18 protein-coding genes are annotated in these 19,263 nt (G+C 59.6%); 10 read left to right on the top strand and 8 right to left on the bottom strand.

Going from position 1 to position 19,263, the window contains the following annotated elements:
• Window positions 1–29: 29 nt before the first annotated feature.
• The 9 genes from lptC (at window position 30) to mgtE (ending at window position 7,030) form a co-directional block, all read left to right on the top strand.
• Window positions 30–620 (top strand): LPS export ABC transporter periplasmic protein LptC, encoded by a 591-nt coding sequence (lptC, locus tag B9G99_RS16345; RefSeq protein ID WP_086623132.1) that lies wholly within the window; start codon window positions 30–32, stop codon window positions 618–620.
• A gap of 41 nt (window positions 621–661) precedes the next feature.
• A complete protein-coding gene (lptA, locus tag B9G99_RS16350; protein ID WP_086623133.1) occupies window positions 662–1,216 on the top strand; it encodes a lipopolysaccharide transport periplasmic protein LptA in 555 nt (184 codons plus the stop codon).
• Window positions 1,213–1,938 (top strand): LPS export ABC transporter ATP-binding protein, encoded by a 726-nt coding sequence (lptB, locus tag B9G99_RS16355; protein WP_086623134.1) that lies wholly within the window; start codon window positions 1,213–1,215, stop codon window positions 1,936–1,938. The genes lptA and lptB overlap by 4 nt, the downstream gene beginning before the upstream one ends.
• A 119-nt stretch (window positions 1,939–2,057) precedes the next feature.
• On the top strand, window positions 2,058–3,479 hold the full coding sequence (locus tag B9G99_RS16360) for an RNA polymerase factor sigma-54 (protein WP_086623135.1): 1,422 nt from the start codon (window positions 2,058–2,060) through the stop codon (window positions 3,477–3,479).
• A gap of 143 nt (window positions 3,480–3,622) precedes the next feature.
• Window positions 3,623–3,934, top strand: coding sequence for a ribosome hibernation-promoting factor, HPF/YfiA family (hpf, locus tag B9G99_RS16365; protein WP_086623136.1), 312 nt, complete (start codon window positions 3,623–3,625; stop codon window positions 3,932–3,934).
• Between the two features lie 3 nt (window positions 3,935–3,937).
• Window positions 3,938–4,411 carry a PTS IIA-like nitrogen regulatory protein PtsN gene (gene ptsN, locus B9G99_RS16370; protein WP_086623137.1) on the top strand — a complete coding sequence of 158 codons (474 nt, stop codon included), beginning with the start codon at window positions 3,938–3,940 and terminating at the stop codon, window positions 4,409–4,411.
• Between the two features lie 11 nt (window positions 4,412–4,422).
• Complete coding sequence (gene rapZ, locus B9G99_RS16375) at window positions 4,423–5,319, top strand: RNase adapter RapZ (RefSeq protein ID WP_086623534.1); 897 nt, start codon at window positions 4,423–4,425, stop codon at window positions 5,317–5,319.
• A complete protein-coding gene (locus B9G99_RS16380; protein ID WP_086623138.1) occupies window positions 5,306–5,575 on the top strand; it encodes an HPr family phosphocarrier protein in 270 nt (89 codons plus the stop codon). The genes rapZ and B9G99_RS16380 overlap by 14 nt, the downstream gene beginning before the upstream one ends.
• Before the next feature lie 102 nt (window positions 5,576–5,677).
• Window positions 5,678–7,030 (top strand): magnesium transporter, encoded by a 1,353-nt coding sequence (gene mgtE, locus B9G99_RS16385; protein WP_086623139.1) that lies wholly within the window; start codon window positions 5,678–5,680, stop codon window positions 7,028–7,030.
• Window positions 7,031–7,080: 50 nt separating this feature from the next.
• On the opposite strand, the gene pmbA is transcribed toward mgtE, so the two are convergent.
• Window positions 7,081–8,418 (bottom strand): metalloprotease PmbA, encoded by a 1,338-nt coding sequence (pmbA, locus tag B9G99_RS16390; RefSeq protein ID WP_086623140.1) that lies wholly within the window; start codon window positions 8,416–8,418, stop codon window positions 7,081–7,083.
• Between the two features lie 87 nt (window positions 8,419–8,505).
• On the opposite strand from pmbA, the gene yjgA reads away from it, so the two are divergent.
• Window positions 8,506–9,072 (top strand): ribosome biogenesis factor YjgA, encoded by a 567-nt coding sequence (gene yjgA, locus B9G99_RS16395; protein WP_086623141.1) that lies wholly within the window; start codon window positions 8,506–8,508, stop codon window positions 9,070–9,072.
• A gap of 21 nt (window positions 9,073–9,093) precedes the next feature.
• Here yjgA and tldD read toward each other — a convergent pair whose 3' ends face one another.
• The 7 genes from tldD to B9G99_RS16430 form a co-directional block, all read right to left on the bottom strand.
• Entirely contained in the window at window positions 9,094–10,557 is a 1,464-nt protein-coding gene (tldD, locus tag B9G99_RS16400; protein WP_086623142.1) for a metalloprotease TldD, read from the bottom strand.
• Window positions 10,557–14,438, bottom strand: a complete 3,882-nt coding sequence (locus B9G99_RS16405; RefSeq protein WP_086623143.1) for a YhdP family phospholipid transporter — start codon at window positions 14,436–14,438, stop codon at window positions 10,557–10,559. Before B9G99_RS16405 ends, tldD begins: the two co-directional genes overlap by 1 nt.
• A gap of 2 nt (window positions 14,439–14,440) precedes the next feature.
• The gene (gene rng, locus B9G99_RS16410) at window positions 14,441–15,901 is read right to left on the bottom strand and encodes a ribonuclease G (RefSeq protein ID WP_086623144.1); all 1,461 of its coding nucleotides are present in this window, start codon (window positions 15,899–15,901) and stop codon (window positions 14,441–14,443) included.
• Window positions 15,891–16,511: a Maf family protein gene (locus B9G99_RS16415; protein ID WP_086623145.1), complete on the bottom strand. Its 621-nt coding sequence runs from the start codon at window positions 16,509–16,511 to the stop codon at window positions 15,891–15,893. The genes rng and B9G99_RS16415 overlap by 11 nt, the downstream gene beginning before the upstream one ends.
• Window positions 16,512–16,595: 84 nt before the next feature.
• The gene (gene mreD / locus B9G99_RS16420) at window positions 16,596–17,072 is read right to left on the bottom strand and encodes a rod shape-determining protein MreD (protein WP_086623146.1); all 477 of its coding nucleotides are present in this window, start codon (window positions 17,070–17,072) and stop codon (window positions 16,596–16,598) included.
• A complete protein-coding gene (gene mreC / locus B9G99_RS16425) occupies window positions 17,069–18,040 on the bottom strand; it encodes a rod shape-determining protein MreC (protein WP_086623147.1) in 972 nt (323 codons plus the stop codon). The genes mreD and mreC overlap by 4 nt, the downstream gene beginning before the upstream one ends.
• Complete coding sequence (locus tag B9G99_RS16430) at window positions 18,040–19,077, bottom strand: rod shape-determining protein (RefSeq protein ID WP_086623148.1); 1,038 nt, start codon at window positions 19,075–19,077, stop codon at window positions 18,040–18,042. Before B9G99_RS16430 ends, mreC begins: the two co-directional genes overlap by 1 nt.
• Window positions 19,078–19,263: the final 186 nt, after the last annotated feature.

Below are 19,263 nucleotides of genomic sequence, written 5' to 3' on the forward strand. Positions count from 1 at the left end.
TGCATCGCTTATTCCGACAGGACGTGCATATGGCTTTTAGAGACAGACTTCCTTCCAAACGCACACGGGCACGCCTTGGCATTCTGGTGCTGGTACTGGCACTTGGAGGCGTACTGACACTGATCGACCAGCGAAATACCCTGATGTCTCCCGGCCCGGCACCGGAAAGCGAACAGGGGGTTCCGGATTATTATCTCGAAGGGGTCACCTACACCCGTTTCGATGACCAGGGCCGCATCTCACAGACCATGGAAAGCCCGCGCGTATCCCATACGCCTGCCGACGATGTGACCCGGGCGGTTACTCCGCACTTCACCCTGCTGGGCGATGATGGCCATCGCTGGACAGCGGATGGTGAGCGCGCCACGCTCGGCCCCAATGCCAACACGTTCGAACTGAGCGGAGATGCCGTACTGCGTCAGCCGGCAGACAATTGGCAACTTGAAACGGATGTGCTGCATTATGATGTACCATCTCGGCATGCCTGGAGCGACAGCGGCGCCGTATTCACTCAAAACGAACAGCGTACCCGGGGCGACCGTTTCAATGGCTGGGTCAACGAGGATCGCATGACGCTTGAGGGCAATGTGCAGGGTTTTCACCCCCCCATTCGCCGGTAATCGTCTTCTTTTTTACACATGAATGATGACAAGGATCTCCCATGACGCGCCCTCTGCTGCTGTGTACTTCTGCCCTGCTACTGGCAATGCTCGGCCAGCAGGCCATGGCTCTGGAAAGCGATCGCCAGAAACCCATCAATATCGGCGCTGATGCCCTCAACATCGATAACCGTGCCGGCACGGCCGTCTACACCGGGACAGTCGAAGTCGATCAGGGCACCATGAAGCTGCGCTCCAATCGCGTCGAGCTCAAGCGCGCCCAGAGCGGCGGCCTTTCGAGCCTGACCGCCAAAGGCGGTGATGGTGGGCGTGCCTATATCGAACAGCAGCCGGCACCCAATGATCCATTGGCCAAGGGATGGGGTAACACCATCATCTATCACGCCGGAGAGCGGCGTGTCGAACTGATCGGCAACGCCGAGCTGCATCAAAATGGTGACACCTTTAACGGCGGCTACGTGGAGTATTTCCTCGACTCCCGCCAGGTCAACGCTCGTGGCAACCAGAGCGCGAAGAGCAACAGCTCTGAAGGCAGCTCGGGCGGACGCGTTCGCATGCAACTGACGCCTGAAGACCAACAGGGCAGCAGCCAATGAAAACCCTTCACGCAGCCCATCTGGCCAAAAGCTTCAAGGGGCGCCGTGTCGTTCAGGACATCAGCCTGTCAATTCGGCAGGGAGAGATCGTGGGGCTTTTGGGCCCCAATGGTGCCGGCAAGACCACTTCGTTTTACATGATCGTTGGCCTGATCCAGGCCGACGCCGGTCATGTCGCCATCGATGATCTCGATCTCAGCCGCCAGCCGATGCACAAGCGTGCCCACGCCGGCATCAGCTACCTGCCTCAGGAAGCCTCGATCTTTCGCAAGCTGTCCGTAGCCGACAACATCATGGCCATCCTTGAAACACGCAAGGATCTGGATCGCTCACAGCGGCGCGAACGACTCAACCAGCTGCTTGAAGAATTCAGCATCAGCCATATCAGGGACAACATGGGCATGAGCCTGTCCGGTGGCGAGCGACGGCGTGTCGAGATTGCTCGTGCACTGGCCATCGAACCGGCCTTCATCCTGCTTGATGAGCCCTTTGCCGGCGTTGATCCCATTTCGGTTGGCGAAATCAAGGGCATCATCCGCCAGCTTCGCACCCGTGGCATTGGTGTTCTGATCACCGACCATAACGTTCGTGAAACGCTGGATATCTGTGATAACGCCTACATCGTCGGCAGCGGCCTGATCATTGCCGAAGGCGATGCCAATGCCGTGCTGAACAACCAGCACGTACGCGACGTTTATCTGGGTCACGAGTTTCGTCTTTAACCCCGAAGACTTGCCAATCGGTGGCATGATAATTGCAGCTTTAAACGCCTTGAGCACTTGCAAGGGGGCCGCGGACTGGATAGCGTGACATCACACGTTGGCGACCGGGCTTTACGAACATGATGAAACCCGCCTTACAGCTGCGCACGGGCACTCATCTCACCATGACGCCCCAGCTGCAGCAGGCCATCCATCTGCTGCAGCTCTCTACGCTGGATCTGCAGCAGGAACTCCAGATGGCGCTGGAAAGCAACCCGCTACTGGATATTGAAGAGGACCAGCCCCTCGACCTCGAGTTGCCGGAAACACCGCCCTCTCAGGAGGAATGGTCCAGTGACATTCCGGAAGAGTTGCCCCTGGATGCCCGCTGGGACGATGTCTATACCAACGGCAGCGCTTCCTCGAGCGCTGCAGATGACAGCTGGAGCATCGAACACAACGCCGTAGCCATCGATCTGACCTCGCATCTTCGTGAGCAGATTCTGCTGATGGACATGACCCCGCGGGAACAATTGATCACCGATACCCTGCTGGATGCCCTCGAACCCAGTGGCTATCTCGGTGTAGATCTTGAAGATCTTGGCAAGGGGCTTCGCCAGCAGGGGCTCGGTAATCTAAAACAGTCCGAACTGGAGCACATGCTTGCGCGGCTTCAACAGTGCGAACCGACCGGTGTATTTGCACGAGATCTGCGTGAATGCCTTTTGCTACAACTTGACCAACTCCCGGGCGACACCCCCTGGCTTGCCCAGACCCGACGCATGGTGCGCCAGTTTCTCGAACCGCTGGGACAAAATGATCGTCGTTTGCTCAAGCGCCGCCTGAGTCTTGATGATGACGCACTCGATGAAGTGATTCACACCATCCGGTCACTTAATCCAAGACCGGGTCGCGAGTTTGAATCCGTGGATCAACACCTCGTCATCCCGGATCTGGTGCTGCGCTACCACGCACGTCATGGCTGGCAGGTCGAGCTCAACCAGGAGGCCCTGCCAAAGCTTCGTATTCAGCCCGACTACGCAGCCCTTGTGCGGCGCGCCGACAAAAGTGAAGACAACACCTTTCTCAAACAACATCTTCAGGAAGCACGCTGGCTGCTCAAGAGCCTGTCGAGTCGCAATGAGACCCTCTTGCGGGTAGGACAGGAAATCATGACCCGACAGGCAGGGTTCATCGAACATGGCGATGAAGCCCTGAAACCCATGATTCTCGCTGATATTGCTCAGGCCGTGGACATGCACGAGTCAACCATCTCCAGGGTGACCACTCGCAAATATATCCACACGCCGCGCGGCATCATGGAGCTCAAGTATTTCTTCTCAAGCCATGTCGGTCAGGAAGGCGATGCCCATGCCAGCACGGCCATTCGCGCCCGAATCCGCAAGTTCATAGAAGAAGAGGCACCACGACGCCCGCTGTCTGATGCTCGTCTGGTGCAACTTCTGGCTGATAACGGCATCGTTGTTGCCCGGCGTACTGTCGCAAAATACCGTGAGGCCATGGGCATTCCCTCTTCCAGCGATCGCAAGCGTCTGGCCTGAATGGCATGAAAAGAGACAACAACATCATTCAGGGTTTGCGCTGACGGGAAAAGCGTTACAATCTGAGAGTAGCCGGAAGAGGCTTGCAGGTCCGGCGGTCCATGTGGACAACCGGTTATCCGTTTCGATTCAGGGAGCATGCCATGCAGGTAAACATTACCGGGCACCACGTCGAATTGACCGATGCACTGCGCGAGCACGTCAATCAGAAGCTTGCCAAGCTGGAACGTCACTATGACAACATCACCAATGTTCAGGTGACACTGTCTATTGAAAAGGAGCGCCAGCAGGCCGCGGCCACGTTGCATGCCGCAGGTGCCGAACTTCATGCTCAGGCCGAGCAGGAAGATCTCTATGTTGCCATTGATGCCTTGACAGAGAAGCTTGATCGCCAGCTGCTCAAGCACAAGGAGAAAACACAGGCCCGCTCCCAGGGCAACGGCAAATACCTGTAACCCATGACACTTGACCAGATACTCCCCTCCGACCGAATCCTGTTTGATGTGGAAGGGGGCAGCAAGAAGCGCGTGCTGGAATTTTTCAGCGGGTTCATCTCACAAAACATTCCCAGTCTCGACAGCCAGGAAGTCTTTTCCCGTCTGATCAGCAGGGAGCGTCTGGGGAGTACCGGTGTGGGGAATGGCGTGGCCATTCCCCATGCACGCAATTCACACTGCCGCCAGCCGCTGGCCGGATTCATGCGCCTACAGCAGGCGGTGGATTTTGATGCCATCGACGGTGAGCCCGTCGATCTGCTTTTCGTGCTGCTGGTCCCTGAAGCAGCCGAAGACACGCATCTTTCCCTGCTGGCGCAGATTGCTGAAGTCATGAACGCCGCCGAAACCCGGCATGCCCTGCGCAATGCCCATGATGAGCAGGAACTTCATGACATTCTGATGCAGGCCATCAGTCAACTTTCAACGAGAGTATAAGCAGCATGGCCATGGAACTTGTTATCGTCAGTGGACGCTCCGGTTCCGGCAAGTCCATCGCGCTTCAGGCGCTGGAAGATCAGGGCTTTTATGCCATCGACAATCTACCTGCGATGCTTCTGTCTTCCCTGATCGATGAACTCGAAGCCGGCAGCCCGCACAGAAACCGCGTTGCTGTCAGCATTGATGCCCGCAACCTGCCCAGCGAACTGGAGCGCTTTCCGGAACATCTGGAGGCCCTTTCCACGCGCGGCATTCATTGCCGGGTGGTCTACCTTACGGCAGATTCCCGTGTGCTTCTGGAGCGCTATGCGGCCACACGACGTCGTCACCCTCTGACGCGCGAAACACAGATGACGCTGGCCGAGGCGATCGAAGCCGAACATCAGTTTCTCTCCCCGCTTCGCCATACGGCAGATCTGGTCATCGACACCTCGAGTCAGTCAGTGCATGACCTGAGACGCCGCGTGGCCGAACAGGTGGCACATCATGACATCAATGATCTGACGCTGACCTTTGAATCCTTTGGCTTCAAGCGTGGTGTGCCACTTGATGCCGATATGGTGTTTGATGTGCGCTGCCTGCCCAATCCTTACTGGGACCCACGCTATCGCACCCAGACAGGCCAGGACGATGATGTTATCGCCTTTCTTGAAGCCCATGACGAGGTCAGGGCAATGTTTGGCGACATTTGCCAGTGGCTCGAGCGCTGGTTGCCCTCCTACCTGGCCAGCCATCGCAGCTATCTGACCGTCGCCATCGGCTGCACCGGTGGCCAGCATCGTTCGGTGTATCTGGCAGAACAACTCGGCGAGCATTTTGCCGATCAGTTTCCGGCCGTACGAATCCGCCATCGTGAACTGACCATCCAGCGCGCTGTCAGCGAGGCGGGTGATGCTTCAGCGTGAACTGACCCTGACCAATCGTCGCGGCCTGCATGCGAGAGCCGCGACGCGGCTTGTACAGTGCTGCCAGCCCTTTTCGTCTCGCGTGACGATTTATCATGGTGAAAGAAGCGCCGACGCGGCCAACATCATGTCGCTTCTGATGCTGGCTGCCCCCTGTACCAGCGTGGTTCATGTTCATGTGGAAGGTGACGATGCCGAAGAAGCGCTCACGGCCATCGTGGCCCTTTTCGAGGCGCGCTTCGACGAGGATCAATAGATCTCGAACCGCAGATAAACCGGCATCCGGCGTTCACGAACATTGTTCGACTCTCTGCTAGAATACGGCTCTTCGATGGGCTGACACAGGGATGTCACAACAATGAGCAATGATCAGAAAGGACGTCAGCCCCGTCTGGAGCGACTTGAAAACGCCCTGGCACAGCGGGAGATGGACCAGGTGCGTCGTCTGCTTCGCCGCGGTCTTCCGCCTGCCGATGTTGCCCAGCTGCTGGAGTCTATCCCGCCGCGCGAGCGTGACATCCTCTGGGAGCAGGTCGACAGCCAGGCCAAGGGCGAGATTCTTCAGTACCTGAATGATGACATCCAGACCGAGTTTTTAAACCGGATGGATGCCCCTGAGCTGTTGCTGGCGACCCAGCAGCTCGACAACGATGATGCAGCCGATCTGCTGCAGCGTCTGCCTCACACCACGCTTGAAGACATCCTGTCCAGGATGGCGCCCAGCCGCCGGGCGAGCATCGAGATGGTGCTGTCCTATCCCGAGGACACGGCCGGCGGGTTGATGGATACCAACACCATCACCATTCGCCCGGAGGTCACACTCGATGTGGTTCTGCGCTATCTGCGCCGGCACAGGCGCCTGCCTGAATCCACGGACAACCTGCTGGTCGTGACGCGACACAATGAGCTGATCGGCGTTTTGCCCATCAACCGTATTCTGGTCAGTGCACCCGGCATCAGCGTGCGCGAAATCATGGACACCGACGTGGTAACCCTCACGGCGCTGATGCATGAGGATGAAGTGGCCAGCATCTTCGAACGCAGGGATTTGATCTCGGCACCGGTCATCAGTGCCGACAATCGGCTGCTGGGGCGAATCACCATTGATGACGTGGTCGATGTCATTCGCGAAAACTCGGCGCGCACCATGATGAGCATGGCCGGCCTCGAGGATGAAGAAGATACCTTTGCGCCGGTGCTGCGCACCAGCCGCCGACGCGCCGTCTGGCTGGGCATCAACCTGATCGCCGCCACCATTGTCTCGATTGCGATCGGATTTTTCGAAGACACCATCCAGCAGATTGCCGCACTGGCCGTGTTGATGCCAATCGTTTCCAGCATGGGCGGCATTGCCGGCTCTCAGACCCTGACCGTATTGATCCGGGGGCTTGCACTGGGACATGTTTCGGGGGCCAACGTGCGCTGGCTGGTGGTGCGCGAACTCCTGTCCGGCTCGATCAACGGTGTTCTGTGGGCGGCCATCGTGGCCGTCATGGCCGTGGTGCGCTTTCATGACATGACGCTGGGCGCCATCATCGCCATGGCCATGGTCATTAACCTGCTGGTAGCCGCACTGGCGGGCACCCTGATTCCGGTCATCCTGAAAAAACTCTCGATCGACCCGGCACTGTCAGGCGGCGTGCTGTTGACCACCATTACCGATGTCGTGGGCTTTGTAGCCTTTCTGGGGCTGGCCACCGCCATGTATTGACACAATGCCGGAGCCTTCAGGGAGTCATCATGCCCTGAAGGCATTCATGTCTAGCCGGCCACCATAATGTCGTCGATCAGCCAGCTGCCGGTATGCACGCTGCTGCGTCGATCGATGTCATCTCCCAGCCCCACGAGATTGCCAAACATGTCGCGCAGATTGCCGGCAATGGTGAACTCTTCCACCGGCGCCACAATGCGACCCTTCTCGATGAGAAAACCGGCCGCCCCACGAGAGTAGTCTCCAGTGACCGTATTGACGCCCTGCCCCATCAGCTCGGTGACCATGACGCCGCGCTCGATATTGCCCAGCAGCGCCTCGTGAGACGTCAACGGCGCCTGCAGGCGTACATTGCGTGCCCCGCCCGAGTTGCCGGTGGTGACAAGCCCGAGTCGTCGCGCGCTGTAGCTCGAGAGCATCCAGCTGGCCAGACGCCCGTCCACGATGAACTCATTGTCTCGCGTATAAACCCCCTCATCGTCATAGGCACTGCTGGCAATGGCGCCATATTCGCGCGGGCGCTCACCAAGACTCAGCCATTCGGGAAACAGTGACTCCCCCATCGCATCGCATAGAAAGGAGGACTCGCGAAAAATGGCGCCTCCGGCAATGGCGTTGAGCAGGTGCCCGATCAATGACCGCGCCATGTTGGGCGTAAACAGTACCGGCATTCTGCCGGTATCCATCGGCCTTGACCCCAGACGCGCCATGGCCTGCTCGGCCGCCACACGCCCGACGGATTCGGGCGCCCTGAGACGCGAGGGATCACAGCTGACGGTATAATCGTGGTCACGCTGCATCCCGGCATCATCGCGGGCAATCATCATGCACGAAAGCGCATGATGGCTGACGCGCGTCGCCCCCATAAAGCCATGGCTGTTGCCATAGACGCTGACGCCCTCACTGGTCGTGAGCGAGGCGCCATCGCTGCTGTCGATGCCTGCAACGGCAAGGCCGCCCTGTTCACAGCGTCTGGCCAGCTCGACACCCTCATCGGGCGCCAGTGCCCATGGATGATGAACGCCCATATCAGGCATTTCACGGGTCAGAAGCGCCGGATCGGCCAGCCCGGCCGCCGGGTCCTCTGCCGTATAGCGGGCAATATCGAGTGCCCGTTTGACAGCCTCCATCAGCGAGTTCCGGGACGCGTCACTGCTGGAGACGCTGGCGCGGCGCTGCCCGAGATAAAGCGTGACGCCAATACCCTGATCCCGCGCCATTTCCAGTGTCTCGACGCTGCCCTTGCGGACGTTGATTTCCATGCCCTGCTGGACGCTGGCACCAATCTCGCAGGCATCGGCCCCTGCGCGACGGGCGTGCTCCAGTGCCTGCGTCACGGCCGTTTCCAGCGCTGCCTGCTGACCATCTATATCGAGTGTGCTCGCCATGGCGCTCTCCTGTCTGCCCTGGAGGGGGAACGAGCCTGATATACTCTCCCCCCTATTCATTTGTCCTTCGCTTGCCGGAGCTCTTGCATGTCGCCACGAAAAAAATCACGCGCGTCCTCGATCGAGGAGACGTCGTCTGATACCGATAGCCAGCATGATGAGTTTCATCATGACAATGGCCGCCCCAACAAGACCCGCCTGAAACAGGAAGCGCAGGACCTCAAGGAGCTGGGTGAACAGATCATCGCCATGTCCGAGGCAGAGCGTGCGCGCCTGCCCCTGTCCGATGATCTGCTGGCTGCCATCGACGAAACCCGCCGCATTACCTCACGCGAAGCCAGACGCCGCCACATGCAGTATGTGGGCAAGGTCATGCGTCACGAGCATCTTGACGAGATTCGCACCGAGCTCGATAACATGTCCCGCGAGAAGCGTCAGCGCGAGCTGGGCTTTCATCACCTTGAGCAGTGGCGTGACCGCCTGATCGACGGCGATAACGATACCGTCACGGCCTTTGTCAACGAATATCCGGACGTGGACCGTCAGGCGCTGGGCCAGCTGGTACGCAACGCCCGGACAGAACGCGCGGCGCAAAAGCCCCCCGCCAGTGCCCGCAAGCTCTTTCGCCTGATTCGTGATACCGCCGGGCTCTAGGCGCCCCCGTGGTCGGCCGCCTTAAGTGGAGGTACCGCCGACCGTCATGACATCGAGCTTCAGGGTGGGCTGACCAACGCCCACCGGTAGAGATTGCCCATCCTTGCCACAGACGCCCACCCCGGTATCCAGTGCCAGATCATTGCCAATCATCGAGATGCGCCCCATCGACTCGGGGCCATTACCGATCAATGTCGCGCCGCGTACCGGGATGGTAATCCTGCCGTTCTCGATCAGATAGGCCTCGCTTGCCGAAAAGACAAAGCGACCCGAGGTGATATCGACCTGCCCACCGCCAAAGCTTGAGGCATAAATGCCGTGATCCACCGAGGCGATAATCTCGTCGGGATCATGCTTACCGGCGAGCATATAGGTATTGGTCATGCGCGGCATGGGCAAATGTGCATAGGATTCACGCCGTCCATTGCCGGTCGGCGCCATCCCCATCAGGCGCGCATTGAGACGATCCTGCATGTAGCCGGTCAGAATGCCGTCCTCGATAAGCGGCGTATACTGGCCGGGCGTGCCTTCGTCATCAACGCTCAGTGATCCTCGACCGCCGCTGCAGGTAGCATCATCCACCACGGTCACGCCACGCGCGGCAACCTGCTCACCAAGACGCCCGCTGAATGCCGAACTGCCCCGACGATTGAAGTCACCTTCAAGACCATGTCCTACCGCCTCATGCAGCAATACGCCAGGCCAGCCATTGCCCAGCACCACCGGCAGTTGACCGGCCGGTGCATCGATGGCTTCCAGATTGACCAGCGCCTGACGAACGGCCTCTCTGGCATACTGCTCGGCCACATCCTGATTGACGAACTGCGTCAGCGAGAATCGACCGCCGCCACCAGCGCTGCCGCGCTCACGGCGCCCACCGCGAGCGGCGATGACCGACACGTTGAAGCGGACCAGCGGGCGCAGATCCATCGCTTGGGTGCCATCACTGTTTTGCACCATCACCGCGTCATAGGAAGCACTCAGGGAAACGCTGACCCGCGTCACGGCTGGGTCCGCCGCTCGTGCAATCCGATCGGCACGCTGGAGCATGGCGACCTTGTCGTCGGCGCCCAGCGAATCAAGCGGATTACCGCTGTCATAACGCGGCACAACCGTCACCGGCGCCTCGACTGCGACCGGCGCTGTGCGCTGACCGGCCCGCACGATCAGCGAGGCGGTATGCGCCGTGCTGGCAATGGCTTCACGACTCAACTGATTGGAGTAGGCAAAGCCGGTCTGCTCGCAGTGCTGAGCCCGAATACCCAGACCGCTGTCGATGCTGTAACCGGCCTCCTTGACCTCGCCGTCTTCCAGCGCCCAGGACTCGCGCCAGCTGCGCTGTAAAAAGATATCGGCAAAATCGATGCCTGGCCCCATGGCGCTTTCAAGCCCTTCATGGAGCGCGGCATCATCTAGCCCGTGAGCCTCGAGCAGCAGAGCCCGGGCCTCATTCGATCGAGTGTTCGAAGGGGATGGCGTTGTCATCAGCGCGTATGCTCCAGCTTGACCTGTGGCGTCTCCCAGGGACCCGCCACGTGATAATGAACCTGCGACACCCGGTCCAGCCAGGGCTCGAACAGCTTGTGTAATAGATAAAGCACACCACCCACCTGAGGAGCCCCTACCAGCACGGCGGCCAGCGGTAGATTCTGGGTCACCGGCACGGTCACGCCCAGATGGGCATCCAGCGTACGTTCGGGTATATCCACCTGTCCAGCCACTGAAAAATGAGTGGCAGCCCCATCAAAGAGTACAGGATCCACCGTGCGTATGACGCCCTCATGCAGCGTCGCGCGGGCCTTGACCGATTTAAAGGCAATCCCCGAGCGGGTGACATCCGAAAAATTGAACTGCAGTCGTCGTATCAGGTTATCCAGATTCAGCAGTGACACCAGATTGGCCCAGCGTGACTGAACAAAGGTCAGCCGCCCACTGCCGAGCTCTGCGTTGATACTGCCATCAGCGCTTGTCACATCAAATTGCCAGGGCGCCCCCGGCCAGGCCAGCTTCGTATGGATGCTGGCCTGATCGGTCTGCAATACGTTCTCGATGCCAAGAGATGCCATGGTTTTGCCCAGATCTCCTGCACTGGCCTCAAGACGAAGGCGCGTCAGACTGGGCAAACCACCGGCCTCTTCCCACACCAGCTCTCCATCGGCATCAAGATCGCTCATGCGAATGCGCAGCGGCGAAATATCGATGCGCTGATCATCGGAGTGCCAGCGGCCGGAAAGACTGCCCAGTGTGCGCCCATCGAGTCGCACCTGATCAACATCAAACTCGCCATCTCCCAAGCTCGCCAGCCCTTCCGGATAGGCCGTCAACGCCTTGTCAACGGCCTTTCCTGAACCACCGGACGTCTCGCTGGTGCGTTTGGCCTCGGTGATCAAGGGCGTCAGATCCAGCCAGTCGATATGAACGGCCACCGGTAGCGCCGGATTGTCACGCCAGTCCGCCGTACCGCTTAGAAAGGAGCTCTCTACACTGGCGTGCCAGTCATTGCCCCGTACGACCCCCAGCCCACGGGCACTGCCCAGACAGGTCACCCCGAACAGGACACAGTCGGTATCGACCGAAATGCGTTCGATGGGCGAAATCTTCTGTGATGGCGCATCCGGACGCCGACGGCGACTGTTGTCATCGGCGGTATCGGAAAGCTGTGAGATGGCCAGCTGCCAGGCCACCAGATCCAGTCGATCGGCATGCCAGTTGACCTGCCAGTGCTCCTGATCGGGCCAGTCGATCCCCTCGGGCGGCATCCGCTCCAGCCAGACCTGGCCCTGATGGCTGTTGTGACGCCAGCGCGCGCGCACAAGATCACCCACTTTCAGCTCGCCGGCACCACTACCCACATCAACATCAAGCGTCAGCGGCAGTGTAGTATCGGGGGATTTTTGAAAGGGCTGGGGCAGCTGCAGTGACAGCCCTTTCAGCGGCGTCTGCACATGGATTTGCGCGCCGCCGTCGCCCAGCGTGATCTGCGCGGTATAGTCGATCGGGCCGTGAACGATGGGAATGATATTCTCAAGCCCCAGCCAGCCGGCCACCCCTTCTGCGTAGCCGTGTCCCGAAATATCGATTCCGCCGTCCATCAAATGCAGGCGCGCCCTGACCGGCCCGTCAAAGACGCGAGCATCCAGCGTCCCGGTAATGGTGCTTTGCTGATGACGATAGCCGTAATGGGCGTGGCCTTCGACATCGGTTACGGTCAGATCCGACTCCCTCGAGTACAGCGTACCGCCGTTTAACAGGGCATCACCATCAATGGTGACCGCCTCGGGGTTTGTGGTCGGGAGAGACACATTGACCGAGCCGATCAAACTGCCGCTGGTACGCCAGGTGTTGAGCGTCTCGCTCAGGGACTGATCTTCAAGCGGGGCCTTCTGTAGCAGCGACAGCAGATTCCCGGCATCGCCGGTGACCAGCGCAGAGAGCGTAAACTGCTGATCATGCAGTGCAGCCTTCGCCCCGCGCGATACCATGCCCATCAGATTGGCATGGGTAATGTCGGCATCGAAATTGTTGCCCGACATCGTGAAACGACCATCAAGGGCAGTGACCGGCGGCCAGCCCTCCTGCCAGGTCATGCTGACATTGCGCGCCTCAACCGACAGTTTGACCTTGTCTTCCTCGGGCGCATCGGGTCGGTCATCATTGAACACCAGTCGCAGCGCCACATTTCCCTTCGGAATGTCGGCGCGGTGAATGCGCTTGTCCAGCCAGACCCGTACCTCGGGGTCATCAATGGCGCGCACGGGCAGCCACTCTCTTGGCTTGTCGGCAGACACATCTTCAAAGGCAACATTCATGTCAAAATGCTCGGGCTTACCCGGCGGTGCCGTCAGGGCGAAGTCTCCCTGTGCCTGGGCACCACGATGCTCCAGCTTGATGTCGCGACCGCCAAAGCGAATCTCGCCATCATCGCCGACATTGAAGAAAAGCCGTCCGCTGACGTTTTCAAGCGTCCATGGCGTCAGAAAGACCTCCGGCAGATTCAAAACGGTCTCTTGCGCACCGAACTGCACCTGCGTATCAAGCCCCTCGGCCGTCAACCAGCCGTCGACCGGCCCAAAACCGGGAATCTGCTGTACGGGCTGCCCCGAAACGTTCTTGAGCGCCGCGCGCGTTTCGATGGGGCCTCCTTCACGACGGCGAAGGGAGACACCTTCTACACGCCCCTTGAGCGCCATGCCTGCCAGCATCCGGCGGCTTTCTCCGTCCGGCAGTGGCAAAAGATCCGAAATGGCCGAGATATCGTCGAGCGCCAGAGGCGTGGTAGTGACGCTGAAATCGGCAAAATCACCTGCAGCGTCAAGCTCGATTTCCTTGGGCAGCAGCGACAGCGCCTGCCCGTCACGCGCAAGCCCAAGTTGTTCGACACCACCGTGCCAGCGCCCCTCCGGAGTGCGTTTGACGCCGGCTTCCAGCATCATGTCATTGAGAGTAAAGGCCGAGCCACGGTGAGTACCGGAGAGCTCGGGCACGTTGAGCGATAGCCGAGCAGACGTCATGTCGCCCTTTTGCCAGCCTGCCCAGAGGGATGCCTGACCGCGGGCATTTTCGACGTCATAATTCGGCCAGAGCCCATCCCAGAGGCTTGCCAGACGACGGGCCTGGTCAGCCTCGACCTTGATCTGAAGCTGTCCATCAAGCGGGGAGAGATGATCGAAGCGACCCGCCAGCCTGAAGCCGGCATCATTGGCATCCTCCCAGCGCGCCGAAACCAGCACCGTTTTCGAACCGCTTCCAGCCTCGCCAACGGCCACCCGGTCGAGCAACAGCGAAGGATGCCTGGCCGGCGCCTCATCCGAGGCCTGATCATCTGAAGCCCCCTTTGGCGGGCGGGGATGAAAGTTGATACGGCCATTTTCAAGATCGGCCGATTGCTGCATCAGTGCCTCGACCCACGTCGTTACGCGCTCGGGCGTAAACTCGAAGGGCTGATCGTTATTATCCTTTCGGGAAGGCCCCCATCCCCACTGCCCTGGCGCAGTCTCGTAGAGATCGAGCGTGGCATCGCGCGCGCGAAGCGAAGACAGTTTCAGGCTCTGCCCGGCCAGCAGGTCGAAGACATCAAGGTGCGCATCGAGTGCCCCCAGCGATACCAGCGAGCGTGTCCCCTCGTCGCCATTCAGGGCGAGGTTGTTCAGCGACACTACCAGGTCGCGCCCCTCAAGCTCGACACGCAGGTCCTGCCAGCGCACATGGTATTGCGCCGGTAGATCCAGCAGTTCGAGGACCTGCTGCTGCAGGCCAGGCTGGTTGAGCACACCAAGGCGCAGCGACGTGGTCAACACCGCCAGCAGCAGTAAAATGATCGCCAGCAGGGTCAGCAGCCAGCGCGTCAGGATTCGAAGCGAAGACATGATCACATCAGTACGATGTCGTACTGCTCCTGACAATAATGCTGTTCCACCTGAAAGCGGATGGTCTTGCCAATAAAACTTTCCAGATCAGCCACCGCCGTCGACTCCTCTTCATGCAGTCTGTCTACCACGCTCTGGGCGGCCATGACCAGATAGGTATCCGGCGAATAGGCCCGCTCCTCTCGCATGATTTCGCGGAAGATCTCATAGCAGACGGTCTCCGGGGTCTTGAGCGTGCCACGTCCCTTGCAGACAGGACACGGCTGGCAGAGCACATGCTCCAGGCTCTCTCGGGTCCGCTTGCGCGTCATCTGCACCAGCCCCAGCTCGGTGACGCCGGACAGTCGGGTCCGCGCATAATCGCGTTCAAGCGCCTTTTCCAGCACCCGTAGAACCTGGCGCTGATGGTCGCTGTCGAGCATATCGATGAAATCGATAATGATGATGCCGCCAAGGTTGCGCAGTCGAAGCTGTCGAGCGATCGCCGTGGCCGCTTCCAGATTGGTCTTGAAAATGGTCTCTTCAAGATTGCGATGTCCCACAAAGGCGCCGGTATTGACGTCAATGGTGGTCATCGCCTCGGTCTGGTCGATGATCAGATAGCCGCCGGACTTGAGATCGGCACGGCGCTCCAGCGCGCGCTGCAGCTCATCCTCGACCGAAAAGAGGTCAAAGATGGGTCGCTCGCCCGGATAATATTCGATGCAGGACTCCAGCGCCGGCATCAGCTCTCGAGCAAACTCTCGCAGTCGATCATGATTTTCCCGCGAATCAATCCGGATGCGCTCGATTCCTTCACGCATGACATCGCGAAGCGTGCGGGTCGGTAATGCCAGATCTTCGTAAAGCACGGCCGGTGCCTTTGTGGCCCGACGTGCCACATCGATCTTGCGCCACAACCTGAGCAGAAACTGCATGTCAGCGGCCAGCGACTGCTCATCGACCCCTTCGGCCGCCGTACGAATGATGAAGCCACCGACAAGCCCATCCCGCGCCCCGGCCTGAGCATTGACCATCTCGCGAAGACGTTCGCGTTCCGCGTCGTCCTCGATACGCTGGGAAACACCGGTATATGCTGCTCCCGGCATATACACCAGATAGCGCGAGGGAATGGAGAGCTGCGTCGTCAGACGCGCCCCCTTGGTCCCCATGGGATCCTTGATGACCTGCACCACCAGCGCCTGCCCTTCATGCACCAGCGTTCGAATCGGCGCGGCCTCCTGGCCGGGGTGGCCGGCAGGCATCAGTTCATGGGCGTGAATAAAGGCCGTTCGGCTCTGACCAATGTCGACAAAGGCTGCCTGCATTCCCGGCAGTACCCGGACGACCTTGCCCATATAGATATTGCTGACAATGCCCCGGCACTGGTCTCGCTCGATCCAGGCCTCCTGCAGCACGCCATTTTCGACCACGGCCACCCGGGTTTCCATGGGCGTCATGTTGATCAGGATTTCACCGCTCACAACGCCCCTCCTGTTCGCCATTCTCGCTGACAAGCCAGGGCGTCACGCCCTGTCGGGCAAGCAGTTGCGCCGTTTCGCATAGCGGCAGACCGACAATACCCGACCAGCTGCCCTCAATACGCGAGACAAACATCGCTGCCCCGCCCTGAAGTGCGTAACCGCCAGCCTTGTCGCGGCCCTCACCACTGCCAACATACGCGCTGATTTCGTGCTCATGCATCAGGCGAAAATGAACGTCGCTGGTCACGCAGGCCTCGAAAAGCCCGGCAGGCCCGATCACGGCCACGGCGCTGATCACCTGATGCGAGCGGCCGGACAGTTGTCCAAGCCATGACCGGGCCTGCTCATCATCGACCGGCTTGCCCAGGATCTGTCCATCCAGCGACAGCGCGGTATCGCCCCCGAGCACAGGCAGTGACGTGCCCGTCAAATGCTGACCCGCCAGTGCCTTGGCACGGGCCAGGCGCACCACATAATCGACGACAGGCTCACCGGGTTGCGGCGTTTCATCCAGATCCACCGGGCAGGCGCGCGCGGACACCCCAATGGTCGAGAGCAGTTCAAGGCGCCTTGGGGACGCCGAAGCAAGAATCAGATCAGGCGATGACATGCGTATGGGATATCCGAAAAAAGGGCTGCAAGGGGCGCCCCGATTCACCGAACGGCATCAGGTCTGGCAAAAGCGAACGGAAAATCAAAAGGAGGCAAAGCGTCGTCGTACGATCTGCATCAGGGTAAACAGCCAGGGCCATAGTATGCCACCCAGAAGCGCGGCATAAACAAACTCGAGATGAAGCGGCGCCCCCAGTAAAATAGCCCGCAGCCACTGCTCGAAAAGCTGCATCAATGCCAGCACGACCGTGACCAGCATGGCCTGTCGCCATAGCGCATAAATACGCATGCGCTGGTACAAAAGCAGCGTCAGAAAGGCAATGGCGGCATACAGCAGCGCGTTCTCACCCAGCGGCGTGCCCTGTAGTAGATCAATCAGCATCCCGACCAGAAAGCCGTGAAAGACCCCCACCCGATATGGCGTGATGATGCACCAGTAAATCAGGATCAGTCCCACCCAGTTGGGTCGCCATAAAAGCCACTCTTCAGGCAAAGGCATGACCTGAAGAATCAAACCACACAGAAAGGACAGTGGGATAACCGCCGAATAGCCTCTCATTGACGCGTCTCCTGACGATCGGGGCGAACCACTTGAAGGGCCGCATCGACGGCTTCAGGACTCAGCCGCTCACGGGTGGGCTTGAGCTGATCGTGGGTAAACAGCAACAGGAAATTGCGGCTGCGATCAAGCTGCGCGACGGGTCTGACATCCACTGTTGCAAAGGGTGTGCCGGCATTGCGCACAATCCGGCTGACGCGCGCCACCGGATAACCTTCCGGAAAACGTCCGGTCAGACCCGAAGTCACCAGCAGGTCACCCTCGCGAATATCGGTGTTGTTGGGCACGTTATCCAGCGTCAGATGATCGGGCTGGCCGGCACCGCGCGCGATAAAGCGCAGGCCATTGCGATTGACCTGGACAGGCACCGAATGACTGGCATCGGTGATCAGAAGCACTCGACTCGAGTAGCGCGAGACCGAAATGATCTGGCCGACCAGCCCCGCCGAATCCACCACCGGCTGGCCGCTATACACGCCGCTTTGCTGGCCGCGGTCAAGAATCATCTGCTGCAGAAAGGGATCATTGTCGAGCGTCAAGAGTCCCGCCGTCAGCCAGGGAATTTCCTGACGCGGCGCGGCCTTCAAAAGCTCACGCAGGCGAATGTTTTCCTCGGAAAGACTGGCCATGCGCTGAACGCGCTGTGAGAGAGTCAGAAGACGCTCGCGAAGTCGGCGATTGTCATTGACCAGCCGGGTCTGATCACTCAGTGCCAGAGAGGCCAGACTCAACCCTCGTGCCGGCAGGCTGACCACCCACTGTACCGGGGCGACCACGGTGGAAATCTGGGCACGCACGTCATCCATCCAGCTCATGCGCTGGTCGGCAAACATGAGAAAAGACGCCAGAATGACGCACAGAATCATTCGGTAACCGGGAATGGGACCGTGCGAAAAAAGCGGTTTGATAGGCCTTCCTCCCGCGAACCGTATGCAGCCGGCGCAAGGCGCGCCGGCTGCCGCTGACATCAGTCGGTAGACAGCAGTTCGAAGGTGTGCTGATCGATCATTTCAAGCGCCTTGCCACCACCACGGGCCACACAGGTCAGCGGGTCCTCGGCGATAATGACCGGCAGACCGGTCTCTTCGGCAATCAGCTTGTCGATATCACGCAAAAGACCGCCACCGCCGGTAATCACCAGACCACGATCGGCAATGTCGGAGGCAAGCTCCGGGGGCGACTGCTCCAGTGCGCTCTTGACCACGGCCACGATCGAAGCCAGCGGCTCCTGCAGGGCATCCAGAATCTCGTTGGAGTTCAGGGTGAAGCTGCGTGGCACGCCTTCGGCAAGATTGCGCCCACGAACATCGATTTCACGAAGCTCGCCACCGGGCCAGGCACAGCCGATCTCTTCCTTGATGCGCTCGGCCGTGGCCTCGCCGATCAGGCTGCCGTAATGGCGGCGCACGTAGGCCGTGATGGCTTCATCGAAGCGGTCACCGCCCACCCGCACGGATTCGGAATAGACCACACCGGACAGCGAAATGATGGCAATTTCGGTGGTGCCGCCACCGATGTCGACCACCATGGAACCGGTGGCTTCCTCGACCGGAAGGCCGGCGCCGATAGCGGCCGCCATGGGCTCTTCGATCAAAAAGACTTCGCGGGCACCCGCCCCTTCGGCGGATTCCTTGATCGCGCGGCGCTCAACCTGCGTCGACATGCAGGGAACGCAGACCAGAACACGAGGGCTGGGCGTCAAAAAGGTGCTTTGATGCACCTTTCGAATAAAATACTGGAGCATCTGCTCGGTGACGGTGAAGTCGGCAATGACGCCGTCCTTCATCGGACGAATGGCCGTGATGTTACCGGGTGTACGTCCCAGCATCCGTTTGGCATCAAGGCCAACAGCGGCCACGCTTCTCATGCTGCCGGACTGGCGGATGGCCACGACCGAGGGTTCATCAAGCACGATACCGCGACCACGTACATAAATCAGAGTATTGGCCGTTCCCAGATCGATCGACAGATCACTGGAAAACAACCCCCGTAAACGTTTAAACATGAAAGTCTTTCACCTGGGCCAGACCGGAACTTGTGCGGATGCAAACGGTATCATCGCCGTCATGATGCGGCAAGCAGCCCGCCTGCCATGCTGTCGCTGCTTATGATACCTTCTTCCTACCACGTGGCCTCCCTTCTTTTTGTTGGTTTTATGCAGCCCGACGAGAAGTTGGACGGTCACACTTTT

It is taken from the genome of Kushneria konosiri (genome assembly GCF_002155145.1).
GTDB classification, from domain to species: domain Bacteria; phylum Pseudomonadota; class Gammaproteobacteria; order Pseudomonadales; family Halomonadaceae; genus Kushneria; species Kushneria konosiri.